The sequence below is a fragment of the Sphingosinicella flava genome (genome assembly GCF_016025255.1).
GTDB classification, from domain to species: domain Bacteria; phylum Pseudomonadota; class Alphaproteobacteria; order Sphingomonadales; family Sphingomonadaceae; genus Allosphingosinicella; species Allosphingosinicella flava.
On the sequence record NZ_CP065592.1, the window covers coordinates 2,280,597 to 2,300,987 of the forward strand.

Consider the following 20,391-nt stretch of genomic DNA (forward strand, 5'->3'; position numbering starts at 1 on the left):
TCGTCATAAGGCGGTGTCCTTCCCGGCGATCACCCCCACCCGGCCTCCCCCATCAAGGGGGAGGGGAATATTGAAGGTCACGCGGTTTCTCCATTGTCGTCGAGGCCGTAGGTCGTGTGGAGCACGCGCACGGCGAGTTCGGTATATTCCTCGGCGATCAGGACCGAGACTTTGATTTCCGAAGTGGTGATGGCGAGAATGTTGATGCCGCGGTCGGCGAGCGCCTTGAACATTTGCGCGGCGATACCGGCGTTAGAGCGCATGCCGACGCCGACCGCGCTCACTTTCACGACATTGGTATCGGTCAGGATTTCGTTGAAGCCGACCTTCTCCTTCAGCTTTTCCAGCACGTCCGCCGATTGGGCGAGGGCGGCGGTGGGCACGGTGAAGGTGAGGTCGCTCGGCTCGCCCGCACGCGGCACCGATTGCACGATCATGTCGACATTGACATTGGCGTTCGCGAGCGCCTCGAAAATAGAGGCGACGGAGCCGGGCTTGTCGGGAAGGCCGGTCAGCGTAACCCGTGCCTCGTTCTTGTCATAAGCGATGCCGGTGATGAGTTGGCGTTCCATTTGATAATCCTCGATCTGATCGTCGCCGACGACCATGGTTCCCGGCTTGTCTTCGAAAGAGGAGAGAACGCGCACCGCCACCCCCTCCCGCATGGCGAGGCCGACGGAGCGGGTCTGCAGCACCTTGGCGCCCACGCTGGCGAGCTCCAGCATCTCCTCATAGGTGATCGCCGCGAGCTTCTTGGCGCCGGGCACGATGCGCGGATCGGTCGTGTAGACGCCGTCCACGTCGGTATAGATGTCGCAGCGATCCGCCTTGATGGCGGCCGCCAAGGCCACCGCGGACGTGTCGGACCCGCCCCGGCCCAAGGTCGATACGCTGCCGTCCGCGGCAACGCCTTGAAAACCCGGAATGACCGCGATGCCATTTTCGGAGAAAACGCCTTCCAATATGTCCGCATCGATGGCGTCGATCAGCGCCGCGCTGTGCGCGGGCGTCGTCCGGATCGGCAGCTGCCAGCCCATATAGGAGCGCGCGTTGACGCCCATGCCCTGGAGGGTGATGGCAAGAAGGCCGCTCGTCACCTGCTCGCCGCTCGCCACCACCACGTCATATTCGCGCGGGTCGTAGAGGGAGGAGGCTTCGCGGCAGAATTGGATGAGCCGGTCGGTCTCGCCCGCCATGGCGGATACGACGACCGCCACCTGGTTGCCCGCCTCCGCTTCGCGCTTCACGAGACCCGCGACATGGCGGATGCGCTCGATGCCCGCCATCGAGGTGCCGCCGAATTTCATGACGATACGGGCCATGTGCCTCGCGTAAGTGAGCGGCCGAAAAGCCTTGGGAAAAGACGCGCCGCCCTGATAGAGTCGGGTCATGGCGAACGCAAGCGACCCCTCCACGATCGACCCGGACGAAGCCGCGCATTTCGGCAGGATGGCCGCCGACTGGTGGAATCCCAAGGGCTCGTCGGCGATGCTCCACAAGCTCAATCCGGTGCGGCTCAAATATATACGCGAGCAGATCGACCATCATTGGCAGACCGACGAAACGAGCCGCCGCCCGCTCGAAGGGAAACGCGCGGCGGATGTCGGCTGCGGCGCCGGATTGCTCGCCGAACCTCTGCGGCGCCTGGGCGCCGAAGTGACGGCAGTGGACGCCGCGCCGGAAAATATCGCCGCCGCCCGGATTCACGCCGAAGGGCAGGGGCTTGAAATCGATTATCGGGTCGGATCGGCGGACACGCTTGACGGCCAATATGATCTGATCACCTCCCTGGAAGTGATCGAGCATGTCTCGGACGTGCGCATTTTCGTCACCGGCCTTGCCGATCACCTCGCGCCGGGAGGCCTCCTCATCCTCTCGACACCCAACCGCACCGCCCGGTCGCAGCTGATGATGATCACCCTTGCCGAGGGATTGGGCCGCATCCCCAGGGGCACGCATGAGTGGTCCAAATTTCTGACGCCTGAGGAGCTTTGCGCGCTGGTAAAGGATGCCGGGCTGGAGGTGACGGATGTGGAAGGCCTCAGCTTCTCCGTCACGCGCGGCTTTGTCCTGTCCGAAGACACGTCGCTCGACTATTTCATTACCGCCAGAAAGATTTGACGCGGTTCAGTTGATCGAGATCACGCCGTCCACCGCCCGCCATTCGGCGGGGCGGATCAGATGCTGGTGGGCGATGCGGATGGAATGGAGCGCCGCCTCGATTTCGCGGCGCCAGTGATCGAGAAATTTGTGGAGGACCGGAAAACCGGGAGCCACGTCATATTCCTGCCAGACGAACAGCTGCAGCAGATCCGGATGATCGGGCATGTAATAACTGATTTCGGCCGTCATGAGGCCATAACCTTGAAGCTGAACCAAGAAATCCCGGCTCGTCATTGCTCCGCTCCATTCCTCCAATTTGACCTAGGGTCGGAAGAAACACGGATGATGCCGCTACCGTTCCGAAATCGTCAATCCTAAAAGAAATCGACCTTGTCGTAATGGGCGGGGGGAGCGATCACTTCCATCCGCTCGGCCAATAAGGGCCGGAAGCTGGGACGGGATTTCATCACCGAATACCAGTCGGTGGTCTGCTTGTGACCGCGCCAGTCGATGCCGCCGAGATAATCGGCGACCGAGAGGTGCGCGGCGGCGGCGAGGTCGGCGAGGCTCAGCACCGGGCCCGCCAGCCAGCGGCGGTGATCGAGCAGATAGTCGAGATAATCGAGATGGGCGTTGGCGACGCGCATCGCATCGCGCAGCACCCGCGTGTCGGGCGCGTCGCGCGTGACGAGACGCTTCTTCATCCGCTCGTTGAGGAGGGGCTCCACCACTTCGGCATAGAGGCGGTCATCGAACCAGGCGGCGAGGCGGCGAACCTCGGCCCGCTGGGCCGCGCTGCCGGGGATCATCGGCGACTTTTCGACCGTTTCCTCGAAATATTCGCAAATGGCGCCGCTATCGATCAGCGTGATGCCGCGCGCCGGTTCGACCAGCACCGGCGTCTGCCCGGCCGGGTTCATGTCGACGAATTCGTCGCGTTTCATCCACGGGGATTCGCGAACCAATTCATGCCCCACTCCCTTCTCGCCGAGCAGCAGGCGCAGCTTGCGGGAGAAGGGACAGAGGGGGAATTGGTAGAGCTGCCACATGCTTCCGCTCTTTAGCGCGGACGCGGCGTCAGTCCACAGGCGCGATGGCGATTGCGTATTTTAACGGCGGTCGCGGCGCGGCAGGTCGCGCGTCGCATCCTCGATATCACGGCCGACATGTTCGAAGGTGCGGCGCAGGCGCGGGGCGAGGATCGCGATATCGGTCATGACGTCGCCCATGTTCGCGGTCGCGACCTCGACGCCCCGCTGCATCCGCTCGCGGGCATAAGGATCGTCGCGTTCCGCGAGATCGCCGATGGTGCGGCGGTCACGCCCCCGGCTGCGGGAATCGCCGCCGTCCGGATCGATCGCGTCCATCAAGCCGCCAATCTCGACATCCATCATCGCGCCCATGACACGCCCGAGGACAACGCCCAGCGCATCCAGCTCGGCAGGAGAAGGGATGGCGCGGGCAATCTCGGCATCGACCGGGTCCACCGGCTGCGCGGCCAGGGGCGTCGCGAATGACAGCAAGGGAAGAACGGGAATCATGACGCGCATAGAAACTCTCCACGACAGGCCGCCGCACAACGCGGCCGGAGCGAGTCGGTTTCCTACGCGGAACCCGATGAGCCTTTCCTGAACGATCAAGGACTTAGCCGCTCGTTCCCGATCGGGCGATTCCTTGCGACCTGTATGAAACGCCCGGATGCGCGGGGGTTCATTTCCCCGTCAGCGGTTCCTCGTCGCTCTTTGGCGGTGGCGGAAGATGCGCCGTCGCGGCCTCGACTTTCTTCATGATGCCAGGAAGCGCTTCCATAAACCGGGGTTGAAACGACTGGGCCATGGCCAGCACTTCGGGATCCTGCATGATCAGAACCGATTCGGTCGCATATCTCCGGCCTGTCGGCGTTTCAAAAAACGCCTTCATGTCCAGCAGCTCCTGCACCTGGAAACGCCGCGCATAGGCCCGCATCAGCGCGCTCCTCATCTCCGGCTCCATTCCATTGATCAGCGCCCCCATCTCTTCGGTGGCAACACGCGCGAAAATCGCGAACCGTTCCTTGAAATGCGGATCGGTTTTGACGGCGACTTCCTGCAAAGTCTGTCCGGCTTCCGCCTCTTCCACTTCATCTCCCGCGATAGGGCCGAGGTCGCCCACCTTCATGTCCATGACATTCAACACGAGATTGTCCGTCATCAATTTCGCTGTGGTGTCCATCATCCGCTTGTACGTGCCAAGCGGCCAGACGAGATCGATGACGGCCTGTGCCGCTTCCATGTTCGCCGCAGGCAAATCGGGAACGACGCTGATGGCTTGGGCAGCCGAAGCCGGCGACGCGGCGGACAAGCAGAGCATCGCAAGAAGATAACGCATGAAACCCCTCCCGATGAATCGATTACCAGCTTCTAGCGCGCGGCGAGCCAGGCGAGCGCAATACTGCCGATCACGATACGGTACCATGCGAAGGGCGCGAAGCCATAGCGCGAGACGAGGGCGACGAACGCCTTCACCACGGCCAGGGCGACGACGAATGCCGTGACGAAGCCGATCGCAATGGCGTTCATGTCGTTCATGCTCAGCAGATCGCGGTTCTGGTAGAGATCGAAGACCGTCGCCGCGATCATCGTGGGCACGGCGAGGAAGAAGCTGAATTCCGCCGCCGTCTTGCGCTCCACGCCCATCAGCAAGGCGCCCATGATCGTCGCGCCCGACCGGCTGACGCCCGGTACCATGGCGAGGCATTGGACGATGCCGATGGACAGGGCTGAACGCGGGGGCATGTCCTCAACGCTGCGGATGCGGACCTGCTTCACCATCCGTTCGATCAGCAGGATGGCGATGCCGCCGACGATCAGCGCGACGGCGACGATCTCCGGCGTCTCCATCAACGCGCGGATGCTCTTATAGGCGACGACGCCGATGACCATGGCGGGAAGGAAGCCCAGCAGGATGTTGCGGGTGAAAGCGATGGCCCCCCCCTCGCGCGCCGCAAGGCCCACCGTCACCTTCCAAAAGCGGTCGCGATAGGCGAGCAGCACGGCCAGGATCGCGCCCAGCTGGATGGCGATCTTGAACGTTTTCGACGCCTCACCCTCAAAGCCGAGCAAGGCGCCAGCGAGGATCAGGTGGCCAGTCGATGAAACCGGCAAGAATTCCGTCAGCCCCTCGATGAAGCCGAGCAGGATGAGGGTGAGGATCGAGGTGTCCATGAATTGGCTGCCGATCGGAAGACGGTCAGTAAGGCGACTTGGCGGCGAAGCGCCCGTGGCGGCGGTAGCTGGTCAACCAACCGTCCGCGACCGCGGCGATCGGCGTCGGCGTGATGCCGAAGGCTTTCAGGCCCTCCGCGCCACTCACGACATTGTCCCGTTGCAACATCAGCCACTGATCCCAGGTGATCGGCGCGCCGGGCAGGAAGCTGCCGACGCGTGCCATCGCGCTGGCCACGATATCGGGCACGTCGATCAGCAGGTTGGATCGGCCGGTCTGCTTGCAAATGAGCGCGTTGAGATCATGCATGGACAGGATTTGCGGGCCGCCAAGCTCATAGGTTTGTCCCGCATGGGCGTCGGGATTGGCGATGCTTTCGCACACGACGCGCGCGACATCCGCGACGTAGACCGGCTGGAATTTCGTTTTTCCGCCGACGATGGGCAGAACCGGCAGCAGCCGCGCCATGCGCGCGAAGCGGTTGATGAAATTGTCCTCGCGCCCGAAGACGATGGAGGGCCGCAGGATGATCGCGTCCGGAAAGGCCTTGCGGACCGCATGCTCGCCCTCGCCCTTGCTGCGGCCGTAGGCGGAGGGGCTGGCAGGATCGGCGCCGATCGCCGAGATGTGGACGAGCGTCCGTGCCCCGGCTGCCGCGGCGGCCTCCGCGATGTTGCGGGCGCCGTCGACATGGAAGGCCTTGAAATTGCCCTTGAGCACGCCGACCAGGTTGACGACCGCATCGGATCCGGCGACGGCGCGGGAGACCTGATCCCTGTCGCGAATATCGCACGCGACGAACTGGGTCTGGCCGAGGCCGCCGAGGGGCTTCACGAACCAGGCTTGTTTCGGATCCCGCTGCGCGATTCGCACGCGTGCGCCCGCTTTCAGCAGCGCCTGGCAGACATAGCGGCCGATGAAGCCGCCCCCTCCGAACACAGTGACCAGCCGGTCCATTTCACGTCTTCCTTAAAGCCTTGCCGAATTTTTGTCCCCTTGCCCGCTCGCCTCTCGATTGACAAGCGCCCCAAGCGCCCGCTAAGCGCGCCACCTACCCCGTGCCCAGGTGGCGGAATTGGTAGACGCACCAGCTTCAGGTGCTGGCGCTCGCAAGGGCGTGGAGGTTCGAGTCCTCTCCTGGGCACCACACAGTCTTTCTGTGTGATTACAATACCTCATTCTCCGATATGCCCGCGATTTGTGCCGTGATTTCCGGCGCTTGCCGGCACGCGCGCTGCTTCATGGAGCGTAATCGAGATGCCGTCTCGGGCAAGCGTGGTCGCCTTGGCTGCCGCCGTGACCTTGAGCGGATGCACCGACCAAGCAGCCAAGGTGGAACGGAAGTTCGAGATCGCCAAGCGTCGCGGCGCCAGCCCCGAAGAGCTGTGTAAAATCGCGCGCGAGGTCGCCGAGGCGTATCTGGAAGCGGAGAACGAGCGCCAATATCAATTTTGGGACGTCAGTGCCGATGTCCAGTGCACCAGCGCGCGACTTGATCCTTTATGAGCGAAACCTTCGGCGTTTAAGGCTGAGTTGCGCTGACGGCAGCTGAGGGTCCATTCTCGGAAGTGCGATACCCGGATATATGTAAGGACGTCCCCTTCGACGCCTTCTTGGCCCCCTTACCGAGCGGGCAGCTTTGCCGAATAGCGGAATGTCTGCTGTGCGAAAACGGTCGCATCCGCTCGACGCTTCATAGCGTCACGGTCCGCAAGCGCAGCGAGTTTCCAATCACAGCAACGGAGCTGACAGCCATCGCGGCCCCCGCAATGATTGGCGACAGCAATAACTCGAATGCCGGATAGAGTATTCCGGCCGCAATCGGCACGCCGGCCGCGTTGAAGACGAAGCTGAAGAAGAGGTTTTCGCGAATGTTGCGCATGGTCGCGCGGCTGAGCCGGCGGGCGCGGACGATGCCGGTCAACTCGCCTTTTACCAGCGTTACGGCGGCGCTTTCCATTGCAACGTCGGTCCCCGTGCCCATGGCGATGCCGACGTCAGCAGCAGCAAGCGCCGGTGCGTCATTGATGCCGTCGCCGGCCATGGCCACTCGGCGCCCCTTTTCCCGCAAGGCCTGAACTTTCGACTGCTTCTGCTCCGGCAGTACCTCGGCCAGCAGCTCGTCGATGCCAACCTTGCGCGCGACGGCCTCCGCCGTCCGCAGGTTGTCGCCGGTCATCATCACGACGTGAACGCCACTGCGCTGAAGATTGGTGATCGCTTCTGCCGCGGTTTCCTTGACGGGATCGGCGACCACGAGAAGGCCGGCGAGCTTGCCATCGATGGCAGCGAACATCACCCCTCCGCCTTCTGACCGATGCTCGTCGGCAACCATTTCGAGCGGCTGCGTGTCCACGCCGAGCTCGGACAGGAGCGTCTTGTTGCCCAGGGCGACCTCGCGTCCGGCAACACGGCCCGTCACCCCCTTACCGGTGTGCGACTGGAAATGCTCCGTCGACGGAATATCGAGGCCGCGCTCCTGAGTGCCCTCCACGATCGCTGCGGCGAGCGGATGCTCGCTCCCGCGCTCGAGCGCTGCTGCGAGACGCAGCACCTCCTGTTCCTCATGCCCGTTGGCGGGCTCTATGGCGGTAAGCTTGGGCTTACCGAGCGTCAGCGTGCCGGTCTTGTCCACCACGAGGGTGTCTATCTTCTCCATCAACTCGAGCGCTTCGGCATTCTTGACGAGCACGCCTGCGGTCGCGCCCCGTCCCGTTCCGACCATGATGGACATTGGTGTGGCGAGGCCCAGCGCACATGGGCACGCGATGATCAGCACTGCGATGGCGTTGACGAGCGCATGTGCAAGGCGGGGTTCGGGACCGGCAAGGCTCCACACCACGAAGGCGATCACCGCGACCAGAACGACGCCGGGAACGAACCAGGCCGAGACCTTGTCGGCCAGCGTTTGTATGGGTGCGCGCGAGCGTTGAGCTTCAGCCACCATGCGCACGATTTGCGACAGCATTGTGTCCCGGCCGACGCGCTGCGCCCGGATTAGGAGGCTGCCGGTGCCGTTCAACGTGGCGCCGACAAGCTTCTCGTTGACGACCTTCTCCACCGGGACCGGCTCGCCGCTGATCATGGATTCATCGACGAAACTGTGGCCTTCGACTACCACCCCGTCGACCGGCACCTTTTCACCGGGCCGCACGCGCAACAGATCGCCGACGTGCACGTGCTCCAGCGGGATGTCCTCCTCCCTGCCATCCTCATGCACCTTGCGCGCCGCCGTTGGAGCGAGCCCTAGCAGGGCCCGAATGGCTCGGCCGGTCGCCGATCGCGCCCTGAGCTCGAGGATCTGACCAAGCAGCACCAGTGTCGTGATGACCGCCGCGGCTTCGAAATAGACCGGCACCAACCCGCTCATCGTCCTGAGCGACGAAGGAAAGATCTCGGGCGCGAGCGTCGCAACGACGCTGTAGCCGTAGGCGGCGCCGATGCCGAGGCCGATCAGCGTGAACATGTTGAGGTTGCGCGTCTTCAGGGAAGCCCAGAACCGGCCGAAGAACGGCCAGCCGCCCCAAAGGACGACGGGGGTCGCCAACGCAAGCTGTACCCAGATTGCAGTGCGCATAGCGATAGGCTCCCAACCGAGCAGCTCCATGCCGATTACCAGCAAGGCCAGCGGCACGGTGAAGGCCGTGCTGACCCAGAACCGGCGGCTCATGTCGATCAGTTCGGGGTTCAGACCTTCTTCGAGGGTCGGCTCCAGAGGCTCCAGCGCCATTCCGCAGATCGGGCATTGCCCAGGTCCATCGCGCCGGATTTGCGAGTGCATCGGGCACGTCCAGATCGTCCCTGCGGCAGCCGCGGGCAGCGCTGGCTGCTTCACCGCCGCGTCGTGGCTGGCCGGATTCAGGTAGGCGCCTATGTCAGCCCTGAACTTCTCAAGGCAGCGCGCACTGCAGAAGTAATAGATCGCGTCACTTAGTTCCTGGCGGTGTTTCGCGGTCCCGGTATCGACCTTCATGCCACAGACCGGGTCGATGACGAACGCGGCGCGATCGGCGGTCGCCGCAGGCCCATGATGGTGCTCGTGTCCGCGGTGCTGGCACTCGGCCATGACGCTTTCCTCTATGCGTTGACTCGTCATGCGGCGCCTTGTGAACCTTGACACGAAGTCAGGGTCAAACGGGCCGGTTTACTGGGTCGGGCGGAAGCATTGTCCCGGGAGCTGCGGCTATGTCGATGAGGCATGAACAGGTGCATCAACGGGCAAGACAGGAGGATGAGGAAGGGCAGGAAGTCCAGGACGTGCTGCCGATGCGATGAGAACAGAAGCAGCACCAGTCCAACGGCAGCCGGGATAACCAACCACAGCACGTTTATGGTTATTTTCATATCGGCCCTCCTGATTGGAGGACAATAACAATACACCACCCAAGGTGATTTGACGAACATCAATTTGGTAGCCGCTCCAATCGCGAGTATGACTACCTTCCAGGCTCCAAGGCCTAGAATCGCTCGCCTGCTGAGGCAGCTAAACCTGGAAAGCGGACCTCAGCCGAGGATGCCCGTGGCCAATACCGAGCCTATCACGAACATCAGTGCTGCGAAAGCCGCCGCCCGTTGAGAAACGGCAGAGATCACACGGGGGCTTGCAAGTCAAAAACGGCAACGCTTGTCCCCCTCGAAGAACCAGTCACGGTCTGTGTTCTAACCCGCTGATCGGCAGCGACACCGAGGAAATAGCTTGGAATTTGCGCGATTACGGCGGCCATTCTGCAAGGCCTCGCGAACTGGCAATGCCTCAGATCCTAGGTAGTGGAGATTGGCGACCTTCTGAGCTGCAGAGGGCGACAGAAAGGAGCGCTTCTCTCGATCTCCTATCAGCTCCTGCTAAGGTCCAATTTCCGCCCTCCATATCTACCGTTCGAAGCCATCTTAATCATGAGGCAAGCAGCTGCGGCGATGGTGCCCATTCCGAAGGTGAGCAGCCAGAGATGAGCAGGGAGTGGGTTGAGATGGAGCCATGCCGCGACGGGGGTGAGAGGAAGGCCTGTCGAAAGCCAGGCTAGACCTGCGATCGCCGCTGGTACCTTGCCGCCTTGGGAAAGCAGCAAGGTCAATGCTCCCAGCGCGGAGACGAGGCATATGAGGGCGGCTGCGCGCGCTTGCCCAATGCCGAGATCGAGAGCGCCTAGAAAGGCGAGGATGACGGCCCCGGTGATCAGCGCGCCGGTGGCGGCGATGACGATCCATTCGGGCGCCGAAAAGAAGTTCGGCTCCGGGGCCGGCACGGGCTTTCCGGTGGGCCTGCTGGCAAATGCCAGGATCGAGGAGGGGTGGATGAGGAGTTCGAGCCAGACGATGTGTACCGGCAAATAGAGGAGCGGATAGCCCAAGAAGGGCACCGCCGCCGCCGAGAGGACGAGCGGGATGTGGATCATGAGCAGGAAGGCGAAACTGCGCTTCAAATTGGCGAAAAGCTGACGCCCTTCCGCGATCGCGTCGACGATGGTGCCGAGATTGTCGTCGAGGAGGACGATGTCGGCGATTTCGCGGGCGCTGCGTGTGCCTTTAAGGCCCATGGCGATGCCGACATCCGCCTCGCGCAAAGCGGGGACGTCGTTCACGCCGTCGCCGGTAACGGCTATGACAGCGCCGGGCTGTCTTAGAGCCGCGACGACCTCCTTTTTCTGAGATGGGGAGACGCGGGCGAAGACGTCGGCGGGCATCGGCGCGCCATCGGCCAAGCCGGCCTCCAGCTGTTCGCCGGTAATAATGGCCGGATCGCTGGCAATGCCGGCTTGCCGTGCGATAGCCGCCGCGGTTTCGGGATGGTCGCCGGTGACCATCACGACCTTCACGCCATATTGCCCGGCGCGCGCGAGGGCATCCCGCGCGGTCGGTTTCAGCGGATCGGCAAAGCCGAGGAGGCCGATCAATTTATAGCCGCCGCGCGGCTCTTCCGCAGGGGGGCTTGGGGATGTCTCCTGCATCGCGCAGCCGATAACTTTCTCGGCGCGTCGGCTCGCCTTGCCGATCTCCCCGAGCCAGTGTTGCCGTTCGTCCGGAGCGAGATCGCACGCGGCGATCACCTCTTCGGCGGCCCCCTTGATGACCAGCAGCCCGCACCCCTCGCCGCCGGTCCAGAACGCAGCTTCGTGACGCCGCCCCTCCGTGAAAGGATAAAGGCGCTTTAACGACCAGGATGGATCGAGCGGCGGCGCCCGCGCCGCGATCGCCGCATCGAGCGGGTCGTGAGCACCGCTTTGGGCGGCCATCGAGGCGGCACGGAGCAGATCGTTCTCGTCCGTCCCGCGCGCCGGCAGGAGCGAGGAGAGGCTGAGGCGGCCTTCGGTAATGGTGCCGGTCTTGTCCGTGCAGATGATCGACACCCGGCCGATATTCTCCACCGCCATTGCGTGCCGGACGAGGGCGCGGCGGCGGGCGAGGTGGACGACGCCGGCCGCGAGGAAGAAGGTGAGAACAACCGGAAACTCTTCCGGAATGGCCGCGACCGCAAGGGTGGCCGCGCTGATCAGGGCATCGAGAAGGCCGAAGCCTTGCCACAGGCGGACGGCCGCTAGCAGGAAGCAAAGCGCGAGCGCCCCGGCGAGCAGGATGCGGACGAGACCGAGCACCGCCTTTTGCAGCCGCGTCTGTCCCGTGGGACCGGCCATCGCCGTCTGGACGATCTGGCCGTAAAGGGTGTCCTGGCCCGTAAAGACGACGATCATGAAGGCCTTGCCGGTGAGAAGGCGGGTTCCGGCAGAAACCCAATTTTCCTCGGCGATGCCCAGGCTGTCCTCGATTGCTGCCAAACCCGTCTTCCCGACCGGATTGGCCTCACCGGTCAGGACGGATTCGTCGACTTCCACCCCTTTGCCCGAAAGGACCAGGCCGTCGGCGGGGAAAGAGGCGCCAGCCTCGACGATCGCGATGTCACCGGGCACCAATTCTTCGGCCGCGATCGTTATCCTTTGCCCGCGCCGCACGACCAGCGCGGAGGCGGCGAGCACGCTGCCCAGCGCTTCGATCGACACTTCCGCGCGGCGATGGAGAAAGAAGTCCATCCCGACGAGCGGAATGATGGCAAGCGCGAGGATCGCCGCATCGCGATAATCACCGACCAGCATGAAGAGGAGACCGGTGAGCAGCAGGAACCAGATCATCGGATCCCGCGCCGTGTCGCGCGCCAGTGCCGCGCCGGAATGGGGCGGGCGTTCCGCGATGCGATTGGGCCCGAATATCGTTCGCCGCGCCGATGCCTCGTCGTCGCTCAAGCCCAGCCCGGCATCGGTTCGCAAGAGGGGCAGCCGATCGGCGGGAATGGGCCGCCGCACGTCATTCCCTCACGATGAAGACGGAACAATCGGCATGCCGGACGACGCCCGCCGCGTGGGCGCCAATCAGATAATCCTTCATCTCCGGCCGATGGGCGGACATGACGATGAGGTCCGCGCCCAGCTCCCGCGCGTCGCCGATGATGCTTCTCCAGATATTCCCGCTGCCGACGCGCGTGGAAATTTCCGGCGGCTCCCTGATCTCGGAGGCAAGGTTGGCGAGGCGGGCTTCGGCGACGGAAAGGAGTTCGCGATAGCCGATTGCCGACCATTCCGCTTTCGCCGCCGCATGGGCGTTGCTGATCACCGTATAAAGTGTGAGGCGGGCGCGGAAGTGCCGGGCGAGCGAGAGCGCGACGGGCAAAGCCGCTCGCCAACTGCTCGGCTCGTCGAGGTCGAGCGGGAGAAGGATGTGCGAGAACATGCCTTCTCCCCGCCCCGTCACGCGAGAATCGTCTGGCAATGGCGGCCGGAGGGACGAGCGATGCTGCTCAGTGCCTCGCCGACTTCCTCCTCATCGTCGCCCTCGCGCGCCGCGTCGCTGATCGACACGATGCCGATCAGCCCGCCGTCCTTGGCGGTGACCGGCATCCGGCGAACCTGTTCCTGGCCCATGCGATCGAGAACATCGTCGAGATCGTCGTCTTCGCGGCAGGTTTCGACATCCTCGGACATGACGCGGAGCACCGGGGCACCGTGATGCAGGCCGCCGCCGACGCCGCGTATGGCGATGTCGCGGTCGGTGATCATGCCGACCAGCATTCCATCGTCAACGACGGGCAAGGCCCCCACATCCATTTCGCCCATCATCTTGGCGGCATCGGCGATGGTGTGGGTGGGGCTGATCGTTTCGACCGAAGGGGTCATGATATTCCTGACCTTCATGGCATTTCTCCTTGGAATGGGGCGACTCTGCTTCCGGACGGAGATGATCGGCAAAGCGCGGGGCCGGACAAATCCGGGATGTTACGGATTGGGGACCGCTCCCGCCTCTCTTAGCCTCGATCGGTCCTGAACCGATCGGAAGGCGGATGGCGGCGGTCTATAGGGTTGAAGGTCTCACCAAGACCTATGGCAGCGGCGCCGGAACGGTTCATGCCCTGCGCGGCGTGGACCTCGACGTCGAGGAAGGCTCGATGGCGGTTCTCCTCGGCCCCTCCGGCTCGGGCAAGTCGACCCTGCTCAATATCCTTGGCGGTCTGGACACCGCGACGGCCGGGCAGGTGCTGTTCTACGGCCTCGATCTCACCGCCTGCGACGAGGATCAGCTGACCGAATACCGGCGCAAAAGTGTCGGCTTCGTCTTCCAATTTTACAATCTCATCGCTTCCTTGACCGCGCGGGAGAATGTGGCGCTGATCACGGAGATTGCGGAAAACCCGCTCGATCCCGCCGAGGCGTTGCGCATCGTCGGCCTTGAAGCGCGGGTCGACCATTTCCCGTCCCAGCTTTCAGGCGGGGAGCAGCAGCGTGTCGCCATCGCCCGCGCCATCGCCAAGCAACCCAAGGTGCTTTTGTGCGACGAGCCGACCGGCGCGCTCGACAGCGCCACGGGCACGCGCGTCCTGTCCGCGATCGAGGCGGTGAACGAGAAGCTCGGCACCACCAGCCTCGTCATCACCCACAATGCCGTCATCGCCGACATGGCGGACGAGGTGATCCTGTTCGGCGACGGGCGGATCGCCGGGCGGCGCGAAAATGCGGCGCGCAAGGCCGCGTCGGAGCTGCGCTGGTGATCGGCTTCCGCTCCGTCCTCACGACGAAATTGCTGCGCGACCTCTGGCGCTTGCGTGCCCAATCCTTCGCCATCGCGCTCGTCATCGCGGCGGGCGTGGGCATGGTGGTGATGTCGTTCGGGATGATCCGCTCGCTGGAGGCGAGCCGCGATGCTTATTACGAGCGCTACCGCTTCGCCGATCTATTCGCGCCCGTGAAGCGCGCGCCCGAGACGGTGATGAACGACATCCGGCGGATCGAAGGCGTCGCGGTCGCGGAAAGCCGGGTGAGCGCAGGCGCCGTGCTCGACATCCCGGGCATCATGGAGCCGGTTGCCGCACGTGTCCTGTCCCTGCCGCCGGGGCAACAGCCCGCTCTCAATCGGCTGGTACTGCGAAGCGGGCGGTTGCCCGAGCCCGGCCAGCCCGACGAGGCCGTGACGAACGAAGCCTTTGCCAATGCCGCGCGCCTCGCGCCCGGCGACACGGTGAAGGCGCTTCTCTATGGCAAGCAGGTGGAGCTGCGCCTTGTCGGGATCGTGCTGTCGCCCGAATATGTCTATGCCGTGCCGCCCGGCCAGATTTTTCCGGACAATCGCCGCTTCGGCGCGCTCTGGATGAACCGGGAGCCGCTCGCCGCCACGCTCGACCTGACCGATGCCTTCAACGAAGCGGTGATCAGGCTGGAGCCGCGAGCGAGCGAGGCCGAGGTGACCCGCCGTCTCGACCTGCTCCTCGAACCCTATGGCGCGCCGGGCGCTTATGGCCGCGACCTTCAAATATCGAACCGCTTCGTCACCAACGAGATCGGCCAGCTCCGCACCACCGTCGAGATCCTGCCGCCCATCTTCCTCGGCGTCGCGGCCTTCCTTCTCAACATCGTGCTCGCCCGCCTCGTCGATACGGAGCGTGAGGTGATCGGGCTGATGAAGGCGTTCGGCTATCGCAGCCGCGACGTGATGGCGCATTATATGACGCTCGCCTTGCTGCTTTCGGCGGGCGGGCTGGTGCTCGGCGTCATCCTCGGCACCTGGCTCGGGCGCGAGCTCGCCACGCTCTACCAGCGCTTCTTCACCTTCCCCTTGCTGGAATTTCGCGCGGGCACCGACGTTTACCTGATCGCGGCGGGCGTGACGCTCGCCGCCGTCCTCGCGGGGGCCATTGCCGCCGTCCGCCGCGCCGCCAGGCTCGCGCCCGCCGAAGCGATGCGCCCGCCGGTCCCGCCCGATTTTTCCGGCCGCCTCGTCGCACTCGCAAGCCGCATCGGGCCGGACGAGCCGACCCGCATGATCCTGCGCGGCCTGCTCCGGCGCCCCCTGCGCTCAATGCTCACCATCGCCGGGCTGTCCCTGGCGCTCGGCCTCTACATCGCGTCGGCGAGCGCGACGGACAATGTCGAGCGGATGATCGCCCTCATCTTCGGCAAGTCCCAGCGCGCCAATATCATCGTCTCCTTCGTCGAGGCGCGGGACGCGCGCGCGCTTCATGACCTCGCCCACTTTCCCGGCGTCCTGCGCGTCGAACCGTTCCGCGCAGTGGGTGCGCGGCTTGTCGCGGGGCATGTCGTCGAGCGGGAAGGCCTCAGCAGTGCCGACGCGGAGTCCGACCTTCGCCGCGTGATCGACATCGAGGGCCGCCTGGTGGCGCTGCCGCCCGCCGGAGTGGTCCTCTCGAAACGGATCGCCGAGCAATTGGGCGTGAAGCCCGGCGATACTTTCCGTGCGGAAGTGACGGAGGGCGACCGGCCGGTGCTGCCTCTTCAGGTCGCGCGAGTGATCGACAGCCCGATCGGCTCATCGGCCACCGTCGATCGCACCTTGCTCAACCGTCTGCTGCGCGAAGGGGACACGATATCGGGCGCCTATCTACTGGTCGACAGCAGCCGTCTCCCGGCGCTTTACGCCGCGCTCAAGGGCACGCCGCTCGTCGCCAACGTCACCAGCTTCTCGGCCACGGTGCAAAGCCTGCGCGACACGATCGCGCAGAATATGGGCATCGTCACCCTGTTCAACACGGGCTTTGCCTGTCTGATCGTGGTCGGCGTCGTCTATAACAGCGCGCGCATCAGCCTTGCCGAGCGGGCACGCGATCTCGCCTCGCTTCGCGTGCTCGGTTTCCGCCGCGCCGAAACTGCTTTCGTGCTCTTGGGGGAGCTTGCGATCCTGGTGCTGACCGCCATCCCCTTCGGCATCCTGTTCGGCATCGGCCTCTCGCTCTACGTCACCCATCGCTACAGCACGTCGGGGGACGGCCATGCCGATCTCTACACCATCCCCTTCGGCATGAACGTCAGCACCGTCGCGGACGGGGTGCTGATCGTCGGAGCGGCAGCCGTCGTCACTGCGCTGCTTATCAGAATGCGGGTCGACCGGCTCGATCTCATCCGCGCGCTCAAGACGCGGGAGTGAAGGGATGGCGGGCAAGATCCTCACCGGCCCCCGCATCGTCACCGCTCTGGTGGCGCTCGCCGTCGCGATCGCGCTCTTCTTTGCCCTGCGTACGCCTGCAATCGAGGTCGAGGCGGGAGAGGTTTCGCGCGGACCGCTCGTCGTCACGGTCGGCGACCTTGGCGAGACGCGGGTGCGCGATCTCTATGTCGTCTCGGCGCCCGTGTCGGGCGAGATGGAGCGCGTGCCGCTGAAGCCGGGCGCACCGCTCGTGCCGGGCCGGACGGTGCTTGCCCGCATCGTCCCCGCCGATCCCGCGCCGCTAGATGCCCGCAGCCTCGCCGAAGCGCGGGCGAACGTGCGCGCCGCGGAAGCCCAGCTCGCTGCCGCCCGCGCCCGCGTCTCCACCGCGCGCGCCAATGCGGTGGCGACGGACCGGACATTCGCGCGGATCGCCGATCTTGCCGGGCGCGGCTTCGCCTCCCGCGCCCAGCTCGACGAAGCCCGCGCCGCCCGCGATTCCGGCCGCGCGGCCGTTTCGGAAAGCGTGAATATGGCCGAGGCCGCCGTCGAAGCCCTGGCCGCAGCCAATGCCGCGTTGATCGTGCCGGGAAGCGGCGGCGCGGGCCGGGGCGCGGTCGCAGTCACCTCGCCCGTTCCTGGCTATGTGCTCACCGTTCCCCAGGAAAGCGCGCGCGTTGTCCTCGCCGGGACTCCAATCGTGGAAGTCGGCGATCCCGAGCGCTTGGAGATCGTCAGCGACCTCCTCTCCTCCGATGCCGTTCAGGTGCGGCCCGGCGCGCCGGTGGAGATCGACGCCTGGGGCGGAGATCGTCCGCTGAGAGGCAGGGTGCGGCTTGTCGAGCCGTTCGGCTTCACCAAATTTTCCGCCCTCGGCGTCGAGGAGCAGAGGGTGAATGTGATCATCGACTTCGCCGAGCCGCGCGCCACCTTCGAACGCCTCGGCCATGGCTATCGCGCCGACGTCCGGATCGCGACCTGGGCGGCGCGCGACGTGCTGCGCGTCCCCATCAGCGCCCTGTTCCGCTCCGGGCCGGACTGGGCCCTGTTCGTGATTCAGGATGGAAGCGCCCGTCTTCGCAAGGTGAAGATCGGCCATATCAACGACACGTTCGGAGAAGTGGAAGCCGGCCTGAAAGCGGGCGACCGGGTGATCCTCCATCCCGGCGACAAGGTCGCCGACGGCGTGGAGGTCAAAGGTTCGAACTAAGGGCGTGCTCCGGCGAAGGCCGGAGCCCAGCGGCGATGATCTCAGAAGCTGGACCCCGGCCTTCGCCGGGGAACGGCCTAGCCTCCTCCCGCATCCGGGCCAGCGCCTCCACCGTCTTCACGAAGCTGTCGGGGTTGAGGGAGAGTGAATCGATCCCTTGCTCGATCAGGAAACGGGCGAAGTCGGGATGATTGCTCGGCCCCTGTCCGCAGATGCCGATCTTGATCCTCTCCTGATGCGCGCCCGCAATCGCCTCTGCGATCATCCGTTTCACCGCCTCGTCCCGCTCGTCAAAGGCCTTGGCAAGCTCGGCGGAATCGCGGTCGACGCCGAGCACCAATTGCGCGAGGTCGTTGGAGCCGATCGAAAATCCGTCGAAACGCCGCGCGAATTCGCGGGCCATGACGACGTTCGACGGGATTTCGCACATCATGTAGACCTGTAGGCCATCCTTACCCCGGCGCAGACCGTTTTCCGCCATCACCGCGAGCACCTTGTCCGCTTCTCCCACCGTCCGGCAAAAGGGGATCATCACGAGGATGTTTGAAAAGCCCAGCTCCTCGCGCGCGGCTTTCATCGCCCGGCATTCCAGCACAAAGCCGTCCTTGTAGCGCGGATCATAATAACGGGAGGCGCCCCGGAAGCCGAGCATCGGATTGGCCTCGCCCGGTTCGAATGTCTTGCCGCCGATGAGGCTGGCATATTCGTTCGACTTGAAGTCGCTCAAACGGACAATGGCGGGGTAAGGGTGGAAGGGCGCGGCAAGCTTTGCGATCCCTTCCGCCAGGGTCTGAACGAAGTAATCGGCGGGGCTCTCGTAATTTTGGGACAGAGCGCGGGTCGCCACGGCGTCATCAGGGGAGAGGCGTTCGGGATGAGCGGCGGCCATCGGGTGGAGCTTGATGAGCCCGCCGATGATGAACTCCATCCGCGCCAGGCCCACCCCCTTTGCCGGGAGCCGCCACCAACGGAAGGCGGCGGAAGGGTTGGCCATGTTGACCATGATATCGACGCCGGGATCGGGGAGCTGTGCGGTCTCGATCACCTGCCGGTCGAAGGCGAGCCGCCCGTCATAGACGAGGCCTTCCTCCCCTTGCGCGCAATTGATCGTGATCGGCTGCCCGTCGCGGACATGGGCGGTGGCGTCGCCGGTGCCGACTACTGCGGGCAAGCCAAGCTCGCGGCTGACGATGGCGGCGTGGCTCGTCGGCCCGCCATGATCGGTGACGATCCCGGCGGCGCGTTTCATCAGCGGCACCCAGTCGGGATTGGTCGCGATCGCGACGAGGATCTGGCCGTCCCGAAAGCGCCCGGCCTCCTCTATCCCGTTCAGAAGGCAGGCCTCGCCTGCCGCCATCCCGCTGCCGACCGCGGCCCCGGTCGCGATCAGCTTGCCCTTCTCCTTAAGCGTATAGACCTCGAAGCAGGAGACCGAGGCGGCGCCGTGCACCGTTTCCGGCCGCGCTTGCAGGATGAACAACTCTCCGGTCTCGCCGTCCTTCCCCCATTCGATGTCCATGGCCCGGCCATAATGGCGCTCGATCGCGGCGCCCCAGCGGGCGAGGGTTAGAATATCATCGTCGCCGAGAACGAAAGCTTCCCGCTCCGCTGCGCTCGTCTCGACGGTGCGGGTCCGCTCGGCCTGGGTGTCGCCATAGACCATCTTGATCGCCTTGGCGCCCCGCGTCCTTTCGAGCAGCGGCACGATGCCGGGCCGGTCGAAGAAGGCCTTGAACAGCATATAGCTGTCCGGATCCACCGCGCCTTGGACCACCGTTTCGCCAAGGCCCCAGGCCGCGCTGATCACCACGACGCCGGGAAAGCCGGTTTCCGGATCAATGGTGAACATGACGCCCGATGCGCCGAGGTCGGTCCGCACCATCGGCTGCACACCCACGGACAATGCGATGTCGAGAGGGTCGAACCCCTTGATCTCGCGATAGGTGATCGCGCGATCGGTGAAGAGCGAGGCGTAGCAACGGCGGCAGGCGTCGATCAGCGCTTCCTCGCCCCGCACGTTGAGGAAGGTTTCCTGCTGCCCGGCAAAGCTCGCGCCCGGCAGGTCCTCGGCCGTGGCGCTGCTCCGCACGGCGACGGCGATGTCCTCCTTTCCCGCTTCCCGCGACAGGGTGCGATAATGGTCGCGCAGGGCCGCTTCCATGTCGGCGGATAAGGTGGCCGCGAGGATGCGTTCGCGCACGGACTTCCCTGCCTCCCGAAGCGACGTGGCCCCGGCACGATAGCGGCCGAGCGCCTCCGCGATGAATGGGGCAAGATCGTTGTTGGCGAGGAAGGCTCGATAGGCGGACGCGGTGGTCGCGAAACCGCCCGGGACTCTTATGCACTGTCCGGACAGCCCCCGGATCATCTCGCCGAGCGAGGCATTCTTGCCGCCGACCTGCGGAACGTCCGCGATGCTCACATCCTTCAGCCACCGCACATGGTCCATGAGGCGCGTC

General features: G+C 64.8%; 18 protein-coding genes and 1 tRNA gene. 6 read left to right on the forward strand and 13 right to left on the reverse strand.

What is annotated here, in order from left to right:
- Window positions 1–77 precede the first annotated feature (77 nt).
- On the reverse strand, window positions 78–1,322 hold the full coding sequence (locus IC614_RS11635; protein ID WP_200973215.1) for an aspartate kinase: 1,245 nt from the start codon (window positions 1,320–1,322) through the stop codon (window positions 78–80).
- Between the two features lie 67 nt (window positions 1,323–1,389).
- Between IC614_RS11635 and ubiG the strand changes: the two genes are divergently transcribed.
- Window positions 1,390–2,121 (forward strand): bifunctional 2-polyprenyl-6-hydroxyphenol methylase/3-demethylubiquinol 3-O-methyltransferase UbiG, encoded by a 732-nt coding sequence (gene ubiG, locus IC614_RS11640; protein ID WP_200971621.1) that lies wholly within the window; start codon window positions 1,390–1,392, stop codon window positions 2,119–2,121.
- 6 nt (window positions 2,122–2,127) lie between these two features.
- On the opposite strand, the gene IC614_RS11645 is transcribed toward ubiG, so the two are convergent.
- From IC614_RS11645 to IC614_RS11670, 6 genes are all read right to left on the reverse strand, one after another.
- Entirely contained in the window at window positions 2,128–2,397 is a 270-nt protein-coding gene (locus IC614_RS11645) for an usg protein (protein ID WP_200971622.1), read from the reverse strand.
- Window positions 2,398–2,477: 80 nt separating this feature from the next.
- Window positions 2,478–3,152 carry a glutathione S-transferase family protein gene (locus tag IC614_RS11650; protein WP_200971623.1) on the reverse strand — a complete coding sequence of 225 codons (675 nt, stop codon included), beginning with the start codon at window positions 3,150–3,152 and terminating at the stop codon, window positions 2,478–2,480.
- 60 nt (window positions 3,153–3,212) lie between these two features.
- Window positions 3,213–3,653, reverse strand: coding sequence for a hypothetical protein (locus tag IC614_RS11655; protein ID WP_207791121.1), 441 nt, complete (start codon window positions 3,651–3,653; stop codon window positions 3,213–3,215).
- A 160-nt stretch (window positions 3,654–3,813) separates the two neighbouring features.
- A complete protein-coding gene (locus IC614_RS11660; protein WP_200971625.1) occupies window positions 3,814–4,557 on the reverse strand; it encodes a DUF2059 domain-containing protein in 744 nt (247 codons plus the stop codon).
- Complete coding sequence (locus tag IC614_RS11665) at window positions 4,503–5,306, reverse strand: undecaprenyl-diphosphate phosphatase (RefSeq protein ID WP_200971626.1); 804 nt, start codon at window positions 5,304–5,306, stop codon at window positions 4,503–4,505. Before IC614_RS11665 ends, IC614_RS11660 begins: the two co-directional genes overlap by 55 nt.
- A gap of 25 nt (window positions 5,307–5,331) precedes the next feature.
- The gene (locus IC614_RS11670; protein ID WP_200971627.1) at window positions 5,332–6,264 is read right to left on the reverse strand and encodes a complex I NDUFA9 subunit family protein; all 933 of its coding nucleotides are present in this window, start codon (window positions 6,262–6,264) and stop codon (window positions 5,332–5,334) included.
- 103 nt (window positions 6,265–6,367) lie between these two features.
- Here IC614_RS11670 and IC614_RS11675 point away from each other — a divergent pair.
- Both IC614_RS11675 and IC614_RS11680 read left to right on the forward strand, forming a co-directional pair.
- Window positions 6,368–6,454 (forward strand) — tRNA-Leu (locus IC614_RS11675).
- 110 nt (window positions 6,455–6,564) lie between these two features.
- Window positions 6,565–6,813, forward strand: a complete 249-nt coding sequence (locus tag IC614_RS11680; RefSeq protein WP_200971628.1) for a hypothetical protein — start codon at window positions 6,565–6,567, stop codon at window positions 6,811–6,813.
- Window positions 6,814–7,000: 187 nt separating this feature from the next.
- Here the strand turns inward: IC614_RS11680 and IC614_RS11685 are convergent, their stop codons facing one another.
- The 5 genes from IC614_RS11685 to IC614_RS11705 form a co-directional block, all read right to left on the reverse strand.
- The gene (locus tag IC614_RS11685) at window positions 7,001–9,403 is read right to left on the reverse strand and encodes a heavy metal translocating P-type ATPase (protein ID WP_226372656.1); all 2,403 of its coding nucleotides are present in this window, start codon (window positions 9,401–9,403) and stop codon (window positions 7,001–7,003) included.
- Window positions 9,400–9,711: a DUF2933 domain-containing protein gene (locus tag IC614_RS11690; RefSeq protein ID WP_318962816.1), complete on the reverse strand. Its 312-nt coding sequence runs from the start codon at window positions 9,709–9,711 to the stop codon at window positions 9,400–9,402. The genes IC614_RS11685 and IC614_RS11690 overlap by 4 nt, the downstream gene beginning before the upstream one ends.
- 428 nt (window positions 9,712–10,139) lie before the next feature.
- On the reverse strand, window positions 10,140–12,599 hold the full coding sequence (locus tag IC614_RS11695) for a cation-translocating P-type ATPase (protein ID WP_200971630.1): 2,460 nt from the start codon (window positions 12,597–12,599) through the stop codon (window positions 10,140–10,142).
- Between the two features lies 1 nt (window position 12,600).
- Window positions 12,601–13,023 (reverse strand): universal stress protein, encoded by a 423-nt coding sequence (locus IC614_RS11700; RefSeq protein WP_200971631.1) that lies wholly within the window; start codon window positions 13,021–13,023, stop codon window positions 12,601–12,603.
- Between the two features lie 17 nt (window positions 13,024–13,040).
- The gene (locus tag IC614_RS11705) at window positions 13,041–13,484 is read right to left on the reverse strand and encodes a CBS domain-containing protein (RefSeq protein ID WP_200971632.1); all 444 of its coding nucleotides are present in this window, start codon (window positions 13,482–13,484) and stop codon (window positions 13,041–13,043) included.
- Window positions 13,485–13,630: 146 nt separating this feature from the next.
- Here IC614_RS11705 and IC614_RS11710 point away from each other — a divergent pair, with 146 nt between their 5' ends.
- Genes IC614_RS11710 through IC614_RS11720 form a run of 3 tightly spaced genes read left to right on the forward strand, consistent with a single transcriptional unit; the run spans window position 13,631 to window position 17,932 of the window.
- Complete coding sequence (locus IC614_RS11710; RefSeq protein ID WP_200971633.1) at window positions 13,631–14,335, forward strand: ABC transporter ATP-binding protein; 705 nt, start codon at window positions 13,631–13,633, stop codon at window positions 14,333–14,335.
- Window positions 14,332–16,722, forward strand: a complete 2,391-nt coding sequence (locus IC614_RS11715) for an ABC transporter permease (protein WP_200971634.1) — start codon at window positions 14,332–14,334, stop codon at window positions 16,720–16,722. The genes IC614_RS11710 and IC614_RS11715 overlap by 4 nt, the downstream gene beginning before the upstream one ends.
- A 4-nt stretch (window positions 16,723–16,726) precedes the next feature.
- Window positions 16,727–17,932 (forward strand): efflux RND transporter periplasmic adaptor subunit, encoded by a 1,206-nt coding sequence (locus IC614_RS11720; protein WP_200971635.1) that lies wholly within the window; start codon window positions 16,727–16,729, stop codon window positions 17,930–17,932.
- Here the strand turns inward: IC614_RS11720 and ppsA are convergent.
- Window positions 17,916–20,381, reverse strand: coding sequence for a phosphoenolpyruvate synthase (ppsA, locus tag IC614_RS11725; RefSeq protein ID WP_200971636.1), 2,466 nt, complete (start codon window positions 20,379–20,381; stop codon window positions 17,916–17,918). The two genes, IC614_RS11720 and ppsA, sit on opposite strands and share 17 nt — an antisense overlap.
- Window positions 20,382–20,391: the final 10 nt, after the last annotated feature.